Below are 15975 nucleotides of genomic sequence, written 5' to 3'. Positions count from 1 at the left end.
GTAAATGAGAAAACATATAAGTAGCAGCGAGTTTTCCTCGCGTTTAGCCTTAACGCGGCATAAAGCCGCGACTACAGCGTTCCCCTCTAAAGCGCAGCGTCTCTTAACCACTTTGTAAATAAGTTACTTAAAACCCTATTGCACAAAGAGAAGAAAAAGAGGAGTAAATGAGTAAGGCATTTAAGTAGCAGCGAGTTTACCTCGCGTCTAAATTTATTGTTTAACTAGGCATAAAGCCTAAGTTCGCCAGCAAGCAAGGCGCCTACAACGTTATCCTCTATAGCGCAGCGTCTCTTAACCTCTTTGTGAATGAATGCTTTAAATTCTTTGTAGGTGTGAAGCTTGCTCACGCAGAGCACAATAGCTGGCTGTCAGCCAAAATACATACACCCACAAAAAAGCGCGGCATATAGCCGCGCTTATAAATAATATAGATTCTACAATATTATAAATTTACAACATTATCAGATTGCGCAGCCGGCTCATCGTTAACTAACGACGTTAAATATTGGCCAAAATCATCGCCAAGTTTTGCATCGCGCATTCCGTATTCTACAATTGCTTTTAAGTAGCCTAGCTTATCGCCACAGTCATGCGAGCGGCCACTCATGTGAAAAGCTTCAACGGTTTCTTTCTTCATTAGCTCATCAATAGAGTCGGTTAGTTGTATTTCACCACCAGCACCTACTGGTGTTTTAGCAAGCAGTGGCCAAATGTTTTTGCTTAGTACATAACGCCCTACTACAGCAAGGTTTGAAGGCGCTTTATCAGCTTCAGGCTTTTCAACCATGGTTTTAATTGCCGCACTGTTGCCTGGCGTTAATTGCACGCCGTTTATATCAGCAATACCGTATTTACTTACATCTTCTTGTGCTACCGGCTCAAGCATAATTTGACTTGCTTTAGTTTCGTTAAAGCGTTTGATCATAGCTGCTAAGTTTTCAGTTTTTTGATCGGCTGTGTAAGCATCAAGTATCACATCTGGCAGCAGTACAATAAAATCGTTATCGCCCACAATTGGCTTTGCACACAAAATAGCGTGGCCTAGGCCTTTAGCTTCGCCTTGGCGTACACTCATAACTGTTACATCGGTAGGGCAAATAGAGCGTACTTCTTCAAGCAGAGCACGCTTAACGCGTTTTTCAAGCGTTGCTTCAAGCTCGTAGCTAGTATCAAAATGGTTTTCTATGGCGTTTTTAGAACTATGCGTTACAAGTACAATGTCTTTAACACCAGCAGCTACACACTCACTTACTATGTATTGTATAAGTGGCTTATCTACAATAGGTAGCATTTCTTTAGGGATTGCTTTAGTCATAGGCAGCATACGCGTACCAAGGCCAGCAACAGGAATAACAGCTTTCATGGGTAGTCCTTTATTTATAAATTAATTATTTTTAACTTAGCAGGTTAAAAGTAGATGGGGGCTGAATGAATGGGAAGCTATCAGCTATCAGCTATCAGCTATCAGCTATCAAAGTGTAAATTAAACTATTTTTAAATAAACACTGCTTTTAAAAAAGCAGTGTTTATTTCGCTATAAAGCTTACTTATAAAAGTTTTTATACCATTTAATTAGCTCGCTAACGCCTTGTTTAACGTCTACTTGAGCTTTGTAGCCAGTCGCATTAAATAAATCTTGTGTGTCGGCATATGTTTTATAAACATCGCCCGCTTGCATTTCGCGGAAGTTTTTATTTGCCTCGGTACCTAGCTCGGTCTCAATTGCTTCAATAAACTTCATTAGGTTTATTGGGCTGCCGTGGCCAATATTATAAACAGCGTAAGGGGCAGAGCTTGTAGCAGGCGATCCGCTTTCTACTCGCCAATCTGGGTTTGCTGTAGGTATAACATCAGCAGCGCGTACAACACCTTCAACAATATCGTCTATGTAGGTAAAGTCACGCCACATATCACCATTGTTGTTTATATCAATGGTATCGCCGTCGAGTATTTTTTTAGTAAAAATATACGGTGCCATGTCTGGGCGACCCCACGGGCCATAAACCGTAAAAAAGCGCAGTCCAGTGGTCGGCAAGCTATATAAATGCGAATAGCTGTGTGCCATTAGCTCATTTGCTTTTTTGGTTGCCGCATAAAACGAAACAGGATGATCAACACTATCGGTTGTTTCAAACGGCGTTTTTTCGTTTAGGCCATAAACAGAACTTGATGATGCATAAACTAGGTGCTTAACATGGTTATGCCTACACCCTTCTAGCACATTTAAATGCCCTACAAGGTTAGAGTCGGCATAGGCCTCTGGGTTTTCTATTGAATACCGTACACCCGCTTGCGCAGCTAAATGTATTACTTTATCAAACTGCTCTGCAGTAAATAACTCACTCATTGCTGCACGTTCGCTTATATCAAGCTTAATAAACGTAAAGTTATCGTGGTTTTCAAACTGCGCTAAACGTGCCAACTTTAAATTTACATCGTAATAATCGTTTAGGTTATCTATACCAACAACTACATGGCCAGCAGCCAATAACTTTTGGCACGTTGCAGCACCAATAAAGCCCGCTGCACCTGTAACTAAATACTTCATAAAATTCCTAATTTAAGCAAAAAAGCCGCATCAACATACATTTCAGCGGCTTTTAAAGTAATAACTAATAACTAATAACTAATAACTAACAGCTAACAGCTAACAGCTAACAGCTAACAGCTAACAGCTAACAGCTATTATCCAATCAATCACTACCAAATAAATCGCGTGTATATACTTTATCTGCAATGTCGCTAAGCTCTTCTACCATACGGTTAGAAACCACTACATCCGATATCTGCTTAAACTCATTTAAGTCTTTTATAACGCGTGAGTGATAAAACTCGTTTTCTTCAAGCACTGGCTCAAATACAACAACCTCAATACCCTTGGCTTTAATACGCTTCATTATGCCCTGAATGGCAGAGGCTCTAAAGTTATCAGACCCTGTTTTCATTACTAAACGGTACACACCTACAACTTTAGGGCTGCGCTTAATAATTGAGTCAGCAATAAAGTCTTTACGAGTGGTGTTTGCATCTACAATCGCGCCAATAATATTGTTTGGTACATCTTGGTAATTAGCACGTAGTTGCTTGGTGTCTTTTGGTAAGCAGTAGCCACCGTAACCAAACGACGGGTTGTTATAGTGGCTGCCAATACGCGGGTCTAGGCCTACGCCTTGTATAATTTGCTTAGAGTTTAAGCCGTGCGCCTCTGCGTAGCTATCAAGCTCATTAAAATAAGCAACGCGCATTGCAAGGTAAGTGTTAGAAAATAACTTAATCGCTTCAGCTTCTGTTGAGTCAGTAAATAGCACGTCAACATCTTGCTTAATGGCACCTTGTTTAAGTAAATTAGCAAAAATAGTGGCGCGCTCGCTTTGCTCACCAACAACAATACGTGACGGGTGTAAGTTATCGTAAAGGGCTTTGCCTTCACGTAAAAATTCAGGAGAAAATATTAAATTTTCAGCGTTTAATTGCTTTTTAATGTCAGCCGTAAAGCCAACCGGAATAGTCGACTTAATCACCATAACCGCGTTAGGGTTATGCGCCATAGTGTCTTTAATTACAGCTTCAACCGAGCTGGTATTAAAGTAATTGTTTTCAACATCGTAGTCAGTTGGCGTTGCTATAATTACGTAGTCAGCATCTTTATAAGCGGCTACTTTGTCGGTAGTGGCTGTAAAGTTTAAGTCATCACGCGTTAAAAACTCACTTATTTCGGTATCAACAATAGGTGACTGCTTATTGTTTAATAATGCAATTTTTTGCTCATCTATATCAAGCGCAACCACTTCATTATGTTGCGATAAAAGCATAGCGTTAGAAAGGCCTACATAGCCTGTACCTACCACGGCAATTTTCATGTTAATCCTTTAAGATTTAGTTAGTGATCAATAAATATAATTTTATCAGAGTTGTATAGCATTAGGTATTATATTTAAACTTACTCTTATTTACCGGCCGAATATTGTTTTTCTGGCAGGTCTAATTTGCGTCTAAAAAAGTTAATAATTTTGCAGTAGTTAATTAAAATAACTAAGTAAATTGCAAACATAACTATAAAACTATAAAACATTAAAAATTCAGGGATAGCAAAAACTTCGCCTATTATCCCCACTCCTGCAAATACAGATGCAATACTACATATTAAAATAAGCGTTTGCGTTGGTGAGCAGCCTAAACGTTGGCAAATATGGTGCAAGTGCTCACGGTCGGGTTTAAAAGGAGATTTACCTTGCTTTATACGGCGTATCATTATTGCTGCCATATCCATCAGTGGCAGGGCAATTACCCATAATGCAGTTACAGGGCGTATCATTGGGTTACCAGGTGTTTGGCTTGCACCAATTAATAGCCAAATTACGGTAAAGCCTATCATCATGCTGCCGGCATCGCCCATAAATACTTTTCGCTCTCGCCCAATTAGGCCTAAGTTCATAACAATATAGGGGACCATACATACAACTAATAGCAAACATAAGTAGCTTAAACTCTGCTCATTAGCCAAGTTTAATAAAATACCAATTGCACCAAAGGTGACTACCGATAAGCCACCTAGCAGGCCGTCTATGCCATCCACCATGTTGAAAGCGTTAATACAGCCTATAACGGCAATCACGGTTATAAAACCACCTACGTAACCATAGCTTAACGCTATTTCACCAAACCCTAGTATATTACCCAATGAAACTAGTTCAGCTTTGGCAAAATAAATCATCGCGACCGATATAACTGCTTGTACCAGCATGCGTATTTTTACACTTAAGTCAAAGCGGTCATCTAATGCACCAACAGCCGTTAAGCCAACAATACTGCACATATATAAATTGGCATTGTTGATCATACCTGGGTGCGTATATATGTAGTTAACTATGGTAATACAAATAGCAACACCACCCACTAGCGGTATGTTACCTGTATGCATTTTACGTCCAGAGGGTTTGTCTACTAAGCCAACTTGCTTAGCCACTTTTCGCATTAAAAAAAGCACAGCGAACGATATAAAAAAAGTAAATATTAAGTCTAAAAACATGTAACCCCTCTGGTCACTAATTATTAATTATTGTTTATATTTAAACGTTTATCTCAGCCGTTTATATGCAATTTTTTTTAAATAGCTAGGACTAACCCTTAAGCCAAAAAGTAATATACTGTGTAATATATTTGCAACAGAAAAAACCCCTAAAGTTTTCATTGCGTAAAGTCGTGAATTGAAATCATTTACAGCCTTTTTAAAGCCTCTGCGTTTATGGAAGTTTTCATCAATTCTAAACTTTAGTAAAGGTTGTCTCAGGTTGGCAAACTTATACCCTTTACTGAGTAAATCGACCCATAAATAGTAGTCTTGTGTGTTCTTTAATGAACCATCGTATTTCAAGTCTATGCTGTTAATAGCATCTAAATTAAACATAACAGTAGGGTGATTGACTGGGCAACGCTTTATTATATTTTTTTCTAACTCATGGTGAATCACTGGCATAATTTTATAGTTCTCATTACCAGTACTATCAAACTCAATCATGGAGCTCCCTAGCACCGCTATGTCCTCATTTTCTAATAAAAAGTTTACTTGCTCATCAAACCTTTGGGGCATACAAATATCGTCAGCATCCATTCTAGCTATGTAGCTGTACTGACCAATCTTTAAAATTTTATCAAAAATAGAGTTAAGCCTATATGCTAGCCCCTTATTTTCTTCATTGAAATTCACATGAAACTTATCGTTATCATTATAATTAGAGAGTAAATCATTAACCTCAGAATCTACTGGGCCATCAACTTCTATAAAGACATCAAAATTGGTAAAGGTTTGATTAAGGAGACTATCTATAGATTCTTTTAAGTAGTTTTTTGAGTCCAGCTTGTACACTGATAAAGCTACTGCTACTTTGTTCATATTAAGACCATTTAGGTAAGGAGTTACTAAAGTAAAAATTAGTTATGAGGTATGTTTCACAAATAATTATAACTTTGAGAAATTGTTAATTTATCTTCTTTGTTTTTATTTCAAAGTCTAAAACAAAACCAAGCTTATATCTTAGTAAGTAATCAACCAGCCCGACAGGAAAGAGAAAAAGAGTTAACAATTTAAAATCAGAACTTCTTAGTGGGTTTTTTTTAGCCAACAGACAGCCTGTTATATATGTAACAACCGCTTTGGCTTTTTCTTTTTTATTAGGTGCTAGAGCAACTAGTTGCTTTTTATACATAGAATAACCAACTGGATTTTTAATTATTACATTTCTTTTATTTTTGGTTAATCCATCAACCCGATAATCACAAATCATAATTGGATTATGTATCACTTTATATTTATATTTAATATCTACTTGATCAAAAACATAACTTAAAGGGAAGTAGTTCTCACCTTTAACACACGGATAATAATAATTTTTAATTATATTAGTTTTAAAAACATGTGAATATTCAGGAGGTATACCTAATGTATACCTTATCTCTTTCTGCCTACAAAAATCCATATCGCGAGGTATTATAGTTCCTTGCATAGAGTTTAGATTGTCTTTCCCTCTCAATGAGAATAGCCCACAAATACTGGCATCTTTCTCTATCTTAGAGTATTCAGTTAAAATAGTTCCCACTGCATCTTCGACGAGAGTGTCATCTGAGTCTAAACAAAGCCAAAGCTCTGTCTCTGTAAGTTTTAAGCTTTTATTTATAGCGCGGCATTTCCCCCCGTTAGGGACCTTGATATATTCTATCTTAAAAAGGGGGTTATTTAGCCAAGAATTAACTACAACCTCGGTATCATCAGTAGAACCGTCATCAATAATTTGCCATATAAAACTATAGCATTTTTGTTTTTTCAGGCTTTCGTAACATTCAACGAGGTTATTAGAACGATTAAACGTAGGGGTAAATATAGTTATTTTTATTTCATTCATTACGGCAACTCTCTGATTTTTTTTGCAGGAATCCCTGCATATAAACTATTTGGGCAATCTAAACTTTTAGTAACTACTGAACCAGCAGCTATAACTACACCTTCAGAAATAGCAACACCGCTTAAGATTGTTACATTTGCTCCAACCCATACATCATCAGAAATATAAATAGGTATATCTTCATGCTCTTTAAGGTACTTATTGGTACTCCAATTTTTTAAACAGTACCCGGTAGACAATATAGTAACACCATACGAAAGCGTCACATTATTTCCAATTGTAATACCTCCTGCAGCCTGTAAAAAAACTCTAGGATTTATTCTTGTAGAAGAACCTATTGAGACTCTCTGTGGATACACTATTTTAGGGATACCATGTAAGATAACTTTATTCAAAAGCTTATAGTTGAGTGACTTATAAATTAATATTTTTAACTTTAAGATTAATACCGTAATTGTGTATATCATCAAACACCAAATTATATCAAAATGAACTACCAAAAAACTTTTTAAAGCGTTAACATCAACCTTTTAAGATTGAAACAAATGAACCGACAGAGTTAAAATACTTTTTAATTAAGATGTTTTTTATATATACAATAAAAAATGATGAAAAAAGTATAAAAGGGAAAGCTAAGTACCAAATTATGGCCAAACTATGGCATAAAATTACAAAAGGGATATGGATGAGATAAAGCCACATGCTATTGCTTGAAAAAAATAGAATTAATCTATTTTCAAAAAAACTAGCAAACTTATGATAACTTACTACTAAATATAAAAGAGTACTTATCAATATTCCATAAATAACATAAATACCATTTGGTGGGTATTTATAATCCTGAAAAGATATAAAGCCTACGTCACAGAATTTGATTATCAAATAAATAGCCAGTAAAACCACTAAAGAAAGTAGCACCTTTCTACTAGATTCACGTATGCACATCCCTAAAGCAAATAAAGGTAAAAAACCCAACCAATCTAACAAAAATATATCTAATGCCCTATTTACACCATAGAAACCTGATAGAGTCGTGCTCAACATCCAAGATATTAAACAAATAAGAAAAATAGCTTTATCGCCAAACTTTTTATTAATGATTAAGAGAAGTGGGCCTAGCAGAGCAAAAACAACTAAGATTCTTATAAACCAAACATAACCGATCCCAGAAATAAGTAAAAATGACGAGAGCATCTCCTTGTAATCAACTTTAAAAAATATATTTTCGATTAAGAAATAAATTGTTAGAAATAACCAAACTGGTAAAACTAATCTTTTAAGTCTATGAAAAAAGTACTTACCATTAAAAGTAGCCTTTCCAGATTTATACTTACTTGAACTAACACTAAACGACATCCCAACTAAAAAGACCATTAGTGATACATCAAAGTTCCTCAGTTCAAAAAGTACAAATGGAGGATTTGAGTGCGCAAGAATGATAAGAAACACACCTAAAAACCTTAAAAAATCTATATAATATATACGATTAAAATCCGTCACCTAAAACCTCTAGAAAAGCGTATGACTATTAAAATAAAAAGGAACAATAATAAAGTTTGTATATATAAAGTAAAGCTATAAAACCACCCATGAAAAAGCATAATCAAAACAGCTATCCAAGTTAAATTAACAACTTCTTCAGAAATAAGCTTGCTTATAATAATACTAAAACCTAGTAACAAGATTACGTAAGCAAAAAATAAGAACATATTCTCCGGTTGAACATATACCCATAACGGCAAGGTCGTATTAACCCTCCATTTGAAATTTGGGTAAAGAAATTCCGCTAACAATAATTGCATATCGATAGTTTTGGGGTTAACAAATATGTTAAAAATACGTTCTTGAAGCCAACCTTCAGCATAGAATGGAGTGATATTGTAACTACTTAAAAAGTGTTTTACTCGGTCATCAACAATTACGTAATAAAGTATCCCTGTATTTTCAAAACGCTCTAGTACTGAAGAAAAGTAAACATTAACGAAGTCAAAAAAACTAGTTATTTCTTTATAACTAATGACTGCTTGCATAGCCTCAGCATAGGAAATACCTGATTCACTTTTGTTAACCGCCGAAGATACAGATTTTAAAAACCTAAAAATAGGAGCAACAATTATTGCCCCTATACCAATAATTATGAGTTTCTTTTTTTCTCTTAGAAAGAAGTTACGATTGAACATTATCAAGATAAAAGCTAAATATAGCAATGAGGATAGCCACCCCTTCATTAAAGAAACAATTAGTATTACTAGAGCATTAATGATTAAAAGCTTTCTCTTTTCTTTACCCGTGTAAGCTAAGTAAATATAAGTCAAAAAAGTTGGTTGGGTGATTATAAAAAAATAAAGTAGATATTTAGGGACATCTTTTGAGATTTCAACACCGGCCAAGCCAACGTCATACCGAGTTGAAAAAATAGCATATGAAATATTATTCAATAATATAATCAAGTCCAATATAAAATAACTTTTCAGGATGACTATATTTTTTATTTTAAAATCACTTAAAAAATTAAATACATAAACGCAAAACACGTACATAAAGCCCTGCGTCAGAAATAAACAAAATAATAATAAAAGAGGACTGTTTACTACATAACCTCTTAAGTCACCACCTGCAACTGCAGTATAAACATAAAGTAAAACTGCAATAATATTACTAAACAAATAAAGATTGAAGAAAAGTCGCCTCTCAACATTCATTTTTGTAACTCTCTGTAGCGGCTCAAAACCTTACCTAGTGAATTATATTTCTTTAATGCTTTTAGATTAACTAGCTTATTTTCTTTTTTACCCACCGCTAATAAAGTTTTAAAAAAGCATTGAATTCCGAACTTCCTTGACCACATAACAAACTTCAATAATGGCATAGCATGCTGTTTGTAGCCGGAATTTAACAGTAATTTATTAAACCTTAGTGCAGCATCAAACCTTATATTAAATGCAGTTTTATCAATTTTTTTTGTTAGTGAGTCACTACTTTCTCTAACTATATAAATAACTTCATTACTACAAACTATTTTTTGAGCTTTCATTCCTGCTTTAGCAGAAAACAGAATATCGTTTGAGTACAAAATATCATCAAAATAAATTTTATTCTTTAAGATAAAGCTCTTATTGTAAACTTTGCTCCAAGGAACAAAAAAGTGCAACTTTAATTTATTTTCGTTTTCATAAGTTCTATTTTCTAAAAAGTCACTAACCAAGTTTTCATACCTTTTATGCCTATTGCCTACTCGTTTTAAAGAACTATCGATGCTAGAAGGTGGAAAATAAATAATATCACCACCCTCAAGTATACTTTTTCGTATAGTTCCAAAAGCACTTACATCAAAAAAGTCATCAGCATCTGCAAAAATGAGCCACTTGCCACTAGATTCTAAAATACCTAGATTTCTTGCTGAGCCAGCCCCTTTACTATGATTGGTAAGTATTTTAATATTATTTCTATATTTAAAATCATTTTCCACAGGCGGGTTTTTACTATGATCATCTATGACTATAATCTCGATATCATTACTTTCAGGAATCGTTCGTATTAGTTCTTGCAGTAAATTGAAACTATTAAAATGAGGAATAATTACAGAAAATAACATAATTTACCTACTTTTGAATTTATTTTTATAGACTACAAAAAAAATCATTGATGTCAAAAAGAAATAAATAAATGCTGAGAAAAATGAAAGTAACATAATTACATCGAGATAGTTACTAAAATAATTGAAACCCAAAAAGATACTAGCCACTCTAAATAAACAACTTACAACTTCAAAATTTAAAAATATTTTTTGATAGTTTATAACTGGAATAATACTTATGGATGGTCGAGCTATTAATGAAAAAAAAGACATTACACACATTATCTCAGCTATTTTCCCTGCGCCCCCCCATTCACTTCCTAAAATAAATACAAATACTTGCTCCCCGTATAAATAAATCAAAGCAAAAGGAATTATACTTATTAAAGCCAACCCTGCAGTAGAGTATTTTAAGAGAGTAAAAACATCCTCTTTTGCATTTAACTTTTCAACAAACCTTGGGTAAAGTAAGCTATTAACCGTACTTCCCATTAAATTTACGGGTGCCGTTAAAAAAACTCTAGCCATTCCATAATACCCCACGATACTTAGCCCATACATACCTGAAAAAAGAATTACTGGTATATCTTGAGAAAATGCATTTATTAACATTTGTGGACAACGAAACATTGGAAAGTCGTGGTATTTTTTAAGAAAAAGTTTCATCCTTTTTTTTGGAATTATAATATAACTAAAGCCAGATTTTTTAAATGAGTAAAGTGAAGTTAGTACAGCACTAATGTTCAAAGATATAAATAGTGAACTGGCAGTTGGGGAAATGAGGCCGAATATTGTTTTAGAAAAATTGCCGATAAAAGAACTTATAATATTTACCTTTGATAGGCCTAAATAGTTTTTTCTTTTAACGATAATTTTTTTGTTTACTTCAGTCGCAGTTAAAATTAAGAGATATGTAGGGACTAAATATAGCCACCCACCTAAACCTCTAACAAAGGAAACATTGGGCGCTAAATAGGCTATTAAAAAAGCAGCCAAATTAAGCAGTAAAAATAGAAATATTGATATATTTAAACAAGCGCTTGCGAGCTTATTAATATCAATTTCTCTTTTCACTAGTACAATAGCCATAGGTAAAGTTAACGCACCTATTGGTATTAATATTGTTGTCAAAGATAAAAATAAATTTTGGATTCCCAGTACTTCAGGAGAATAAACCCTAGATAGCACAGGAATAAAAAGAAATGTAATCAATTGTGCACTAGCAGAACTAGACATCACTAAAGAAAAATTTTTGATAAAACTTTTATTTTTCATTTTATTTCAATACAGATTTAAAAATTAGAAGCATAAAAATCAATCAAACCTGCTTATTTATAAAAAGAGCAATAAAATTACTATTTTTAGACTGCATATAAAGTAAACGCAACTTTACTCGGAAAGTTGCCCCCTTTGTTTAAAAGCTAAGCTATATACAATTAAGAAGGTTTCTAAATTGGATATAAAGCATTAATCTATAATTCACTTTTATATTCGTAGTTGTAATAACCATAATACCCATAGGCATTACTGGCTTTTTTAACTACACCGTTAAACACTAAGCCTTTAACGTCTATACCGTTTTGATCAAAGCGATCTCGTGTTAGTTCTATTTCACGTAAATGGTTTTGGCCAAAGCGTGCTACCAATAACGTAGTACCTGTATGGGCGCTCACTATTGCAGGGTCGGTTACTGCAAGTATTGGTGGGGTATCAATTATTACTATGTCGTACGCAGCGCTTACCTCTTCAACCAACTGACTAAAGTTTGAGTGCATTAACAGCTCTGATGGGTTGGGTGGTATTTGCCCTCGGGTAATTACATTCAACCCTTCAACCTTAGTGGGTTTAGTCACTTGCTCTAGGTTTAAACGGCCCGATAGGTAATCACTAAGGCCATCGTCCCACTTTAAGCCAAACTGGGTTTGTAAGTAACCTTTGCGCATATCGGCATCAATAATAAGTACTTTTTTACCACTTTGCGCGAGCACCGAAGCTAAGTTAACCGATATAAACGATTTACCCACACCAGGGCTTGGGCCTGATATAGCAATAATATTGTTTTTAGCTTCCATCATCGCAAAGTGTAAGCTAGTGCGTAGGCTACGTAATGCCTCTATTGAAAGGTCTGCTGGGTTATCGAGCGCGAGTATAGTTTTTGCTTTTGCCGTTTTATTTTTACGTGCTTTTGCAAAGCCAGTTAACTTATCTTGATGGTCTGAGTGGGGTACACTTGCATAAACGGGTATGCCTAGTGCTTCAATCTCGCTTGGGTCTTCTACCCCTTTGTGCATTGCTTTTTGTATAAGCACTATTGCAACGCTTAGCATACCGCCTAGCATAGTTGCCATAACCACTATTAGTGCTTTTTTAGGCTTAACTGGTTTTGTGGTGTTTACCTCGGCGTAGTCAATAACGCGCACATTACCTACGGTGCCTGCACGTACTATGTCAAGCTCTTGGGTTTTGCTAAGTAGCAGTGTATATATTTGGTTGCTTACCTCAACATCGCGCTTTAAACGTAGTAGCTCTTGTTGAGTTTCGGGCAGGCTGCCTACCTCACCTATTAGTTGGTCTTTTTGTTTTTCTACCGCTTGAATTTGCTCAATAATACTTTGATATGATGGATGGTTTTTTTTGAATTTACGGCCGAGTTCTAAGCGCTTTAGGTTTAGCTCTTGTAGCTTAGTCTCAAGTTTAACAACTTGCTCTAGTACACCTTGGGTTTCGAGCGTTATGTTTATAGACTGGCGCTTTATTTGGTAATCGTTAAAACGTTGCTCGGCATACTCTAGCTGTTTTTTAATTTCAGGTAATTGTACTTCTAAAAATTCGAGCGATTTTTGTGCCTCGGCGCTATTACGCTCTACATTACGGCGTACATAAATAGCGGCTACTTTATCAAGTACTTTTTCGGCGTAACTTGGTTTTGTGCTTTGTAGGCTTAAATTAATTATGCCCGAATCTTTACCTTTTTCGCTTGCGCCAATCTCTTTTTGTAAATCAAGTATAGTGTTTAAGCGGTCTTTACGGGTTAGTATAAACTCGGTGCCTGGGCGTGCGTTAAGCTCGCGCACTGTTAAGTTAAACTTGCCGTTGGTAAGCTCCTCGCCTACTTTACCAGCGAGTATTTGGTTGCCTTCGCTATTTAAAAGCGCCACACCATTATTTGTTTGCGCGACAAGTGTAAACTCTTGGTTTATAGCAGTACGAGGTACGTCAAACCTAAATATATTTATACTTTCGCCGCCCCAAGCATAGCTGCTTGCACCAAAGCTTGGCTCTGCTAGGTCGCCCTTTTCCATTGGCGTAAAATTACGATAAGCCCGATTACCAATAAAAGGGAAGAGCTTAGGCTCAGCTGTTATATCAAGCTTTAATGTATCTACTGCCTCACCAATAACACTGCGCGACTTAAGGAGCTCTATTTCGGTTACTGCGGCCGATGTACTTTCGAACATGCCGGCCATGTCGTCAAACCCTGGGACCGATGCGCCGCCATCTTCTACCTGTATCATCGCGGTGGCTTGGTAAACCGGTGTACTTAATACAGCATAAACCACACCTACAAACATAAATAATGCGGTTATGCCGGCTATAAAATATTTGCGGTCGAGCAATGCACCTAGTAGTGCCATTAGATCGATTTCTTGCGTGGGTTGTGCGGTATTTTTACTTTTATTACTCGGCTGGGCAGTCATTAATTTAGCCATTCCTTATAAATACTTTTGCCAAGCGCTGCATGCGCTATCGATTAATGTATAAACGTGTTCAAAAGCCTCTTGGCTTTGGCGGTATGGGTCGGGTATTTCGGCGTTGTTAATCCACTTACCGAGTAAAAAGGTTTTACCGCGCGCCTCTGGGTAACGGGCGTGTACATCGTTTAAATGGCGTTCTTCCATTACTAAAATAACGCTGTTTTGCGCTACCAAAGTTGATGTTAACTGGCGCCCTTGGTGGGCATCCATATTTACACCATTTGCCTGTGCAATTTGTTTTGCTGTGGCATCGGCAGGTTTGCCTTCAAGTGCGGTTAACCCAGCCGATGATACTTTAATATTTTTACCTTCAAGCTTTTGCTTTAATACATATTCACCGGTAGGGCTGCGGCATATGTTGCCCGCACATACAACTAAAACTGAATCAAACATTTTTGTTACTTCTTACTCTGATGAAATATCGTTTAGGCTATCGACGGATGATACTGACGGTAATAATAAGCTTATTACACGGTTCCAACGTGCAAGTGGTGCAGAGGTTACATATACAATGTCGCTTGGCTCAAGTTCAAACTGCTCTGCTAATACCATAGCTGCTATATTTTTTGCATGTAGCTGGTATACGTTTGCAATATAGCCTGTTTGTTCTACGTTGCTTTTACGCAGTACAAATACGCCATTTGCATCTGCTGTTGCTTCGTTTAAACCACCCGAATCACTTAGTGCTTCGGCTAAGTTTAAACCGTAGCGATTAAGGGTTACTGAACCTGCTTTTTTTACATCGCCTAGTACAAATACTTTTTGTGCATCGTTACGGCTTACATGCACTATATCGCCGTGTTGTAGTAAACGGTTTTGCGAAATATCGCCGTGGGCATAAAAATCATCAAGCTTAATAACTTCTGTTTTATCGCCTCGGGTAAAGGTAACGGTGCGCCAATCGGCTGAATCGGTTAATCCACCCGCTTGGTTTAGCGCATCAATAAGGGTAAGGGGTATTTCGGTTACGGGGTAAACGCCAGGCTTATTTACCTCACCTGTTACGTATGCTTTTTGGCTTCTAAAGCCCACTACTTTTACATCTACTTGTGGGTCTTCTATCACTCGGCTTAAGCGCTTTACTAGGTCGTCGCGCACTTGGCTAATTGTTCGGCCTGCAGCAGGAATGTTAGGGGCATACGCGTAGGTAATTGTGCCGTCTTTTTGTACGCGGAAGCCATCAAACTCTGCGGTACGTTGTACAGCAGCTGGTATTGTAAGCTCGGGGTGATCCCATACGCCTATTGTAAGTACATCACCTACACCTAGTTTGTATTCGTAATTGCTGGTATTAACACCCGCACTGCTTGAAATAGGCTTAGCCGCTGCTTGCGCTAACTTTTGTTTATTTAAAAGCTGCGAGTCGATAATTTGGATGTTTACTTTTTCGAGATCTTGCTCAAGGTTATATGTTTGTTCGCCTGAATCTATGCCTTCAAAATGGCTACCGGGTACTATTGTACACCCTGATATTGCTAGCATTACGAGAGAAGTTGCGAGTGATTTACAGCTTAACGCCATTGTAGAATCCCAAAATTATTTTAAATATTGCGCTTGCTCACCAGCCTTGGTGAGTACTTATTTTTTTAGCGGTGTAATTAAAGCATGAGGTATGTTTACACGCAAGCGAGAATCGGTTTGTTGAGGTTTTTAGCTATCAGCTATCAGCTATCAGCTATCAGCTATCAGCTATCAGCTATCAGCTATCAGCTATCAGCTATCAGCTATCAGCTATCAGCTA

14 protein-coding genes are annotated in these 15975 nt (G+C 36.3%); all 14 read right to left on the bottom strand.

Annotation, left to right across the window (positions count from 1 at the left end; translation table 11 throughout):
• Positions 1-445: 445 nt before the first annotated feature.
• The 14 genes from galU to AN389_RS18510 all read right to left on the bottom strand — a co-directional run bounded on the left by galU (position 446) and on the right by AN389_RS18510 (position 15755).
• Positions 446-1366 (bottom strand): UTP--glucose-1-phosphate uridylyltransferase GalU, encoded by a 921-nt coding sequence (galU, locus tag AN389_RS18575; RefSeq protein ID WP_055020440.1) that lies wholly within the window; start codon positions 1364-1366, stop codon positions 446-448.
• 180 nt (positions 1367-1546) lie between these two features.
• A complete protein-coding gene (locus AN389_RS18570) occupies positions 1547-2551 on the bottom strand; it encodes an NAD-dependent epimerase (RefSeq protein ID WP_055020439.1) in 1005 nt (334 codons plus the stop codon).
• 145 nt (positions 2552-2696) lie between these two features.
• The gene (locus AN389_RS18565) at positions 2697-3863 is read right to left on the bottom strand and encodes a nucleotide sugar dehydrogenase (protein WP_055020438.1); all 1167 of its coding nucleotides are present in this window, start codon (positions 3861-3863) and stop codon (positions 2697-2699) included.
• Between the two features lie 86 nt (positions 3864-3949).
• Positions 3950-5032, bottom strand: coding sequence for a UDP-N-acetylglucosamine--undecaprenyl-phosphate N-acetylglucosaminephosphotransferase (gene wecA / locus AN389_RS18560; RefSeq protein WP_055020437.1), 1083 nt, complete (start codon positions 5030-5032; stop codon positions 3950-3952).
• Between the two features lie 48 nt (positions 5033-5080).
• Positions 5081-5896, bottom strand: a complete 816-nt coding sequence (locus tag AN389_RS18555) for a glycosyltransferase (protein ID WP_055020436.1) — start codon at positions 5894-5896, stop codon at positions 5081-5083.
• An 85-nt stretch (positions 5897-5981) separates the two neighbouring features.
• Positions 5982-6902 carry a glycosyltransferase family A protein gene (locus tag AN389_RS18550; RefSeq protein ID WP_055020435.1) on the bottom strand — a complete coding sequence of 307 codons (921 nt, stop codon included), beginning with the start codon at positions 6900-6902 and terminating at the stop codon, positions 5982-5984.
• A complete protein-coding gene (locus tag AN389_RS20245; RefSeq protein ID WP_082430583.1) occupies positions 6902-7369 on the bottom strand; it encodes a DapH/DapD/GlmU-related protein in 468 nt (155 codons plus the stop codon). The genes AN389_RS18550 and AN389_RS20245 overlap by 1 nt, the downstream gene beginning before the upstream one ends.
• A gap of 55 nt (positions 7370-7424) precedes the next feature.
• A complete protein-coding gene (locus AN389_RS18540) occupies positions 7425-8402 on the bottom strand; it encodes an acyltransferase (RefSeq protein WP_055020433.1) in 978 nt (325 codons plus the stop codon).
• On the bottom strand, positions 8399-9604 hold the full coding sequence (gene wzy / locus AN389_RS18535) for an oligosaccharide repeat unit polymerase (protein WP_055020432.1): 1206 nt from the start codon (positions 9602-9604) through the stop codon (positions 8399-8401). Before wzy ends, AN389_RS18540 begins: the two co-directional genes overlap by 4 nt.
• Positions 9601-10497, bottom strand: a complete 897-nt coding sequence (locus AN389_RS18530; RefSeq protein WP_055020431.1) for a glycosyltransferase family 2 protein — start codon at positions 10495-10497, stop codon at positions 9601-9603. The genes wzy and AN389_RS18530 overlap by 4 nt, the downstream gene beginning before the upstream one ends.
• Before the next feature lie 3 nt (positions 10498-10500).
• Positions 10501-11754, bottom strand: a complete 1254-nt coding sequence (locus AN389_RS18525; protein ID WP_055020430.1) for a lipopolysaccharide biosynthesis protein — start codon at positions 11752-11754, stop codon at positions 10501-10503.
• A gap of 197 nt (positions 11755-11951) precedes the next feature.
• Positions 11952-14177, bottom strand: a complete 2226-nt coding sequence (locus AN389_RS18520) for a polysaccharide biosynthesis tyrosine autokinase (RefSeq protein WP_055020441.1) — start codon at positions 14175-14177, stop codon at positions 11952-11954.
• A gap of 15 nt (positions 14178-14192) precedes the next feature.
• Positions 14193-14627: a low molecular weight protein-tyrosine-phosphatase gene (locus AN389_RS18515; RefSeq protein WP_055020429.1), complete on the bottom strand. Its 435-nt coding sequence runs from the start codon at positions 14625-14627 to the stop codon at positions 14193-14195.
• Between the two features lie 12 nt (positions 14628-14639).
• A complete protein-coding gene (locus AN389_RS18510; RefSeq protein ID WP_055020428.1) occupies positions 14640-15755 on the bottom strand; it encodes a polysaccharide export protein in 1116 nt (371 codons plus the stop codon).
• Between the last annotated feature and the right edge of the window lie 220 nt (positions 15756-15975).

It is taken from the genome of Pseudoalteromonas sp. P1-7a, from assembly GCF_001401855.1.
Classification (GTDB): Bacteria; Pseudomonadota; Gammaproteobacteria; order Enterobacterales; family Alteromonadaceae; genus Pseudoalteromonas.
Note: the sequence above shows the minus strand (reverse complement) of the source record. Positions and strands in the feature narration are given on the sequence as shown.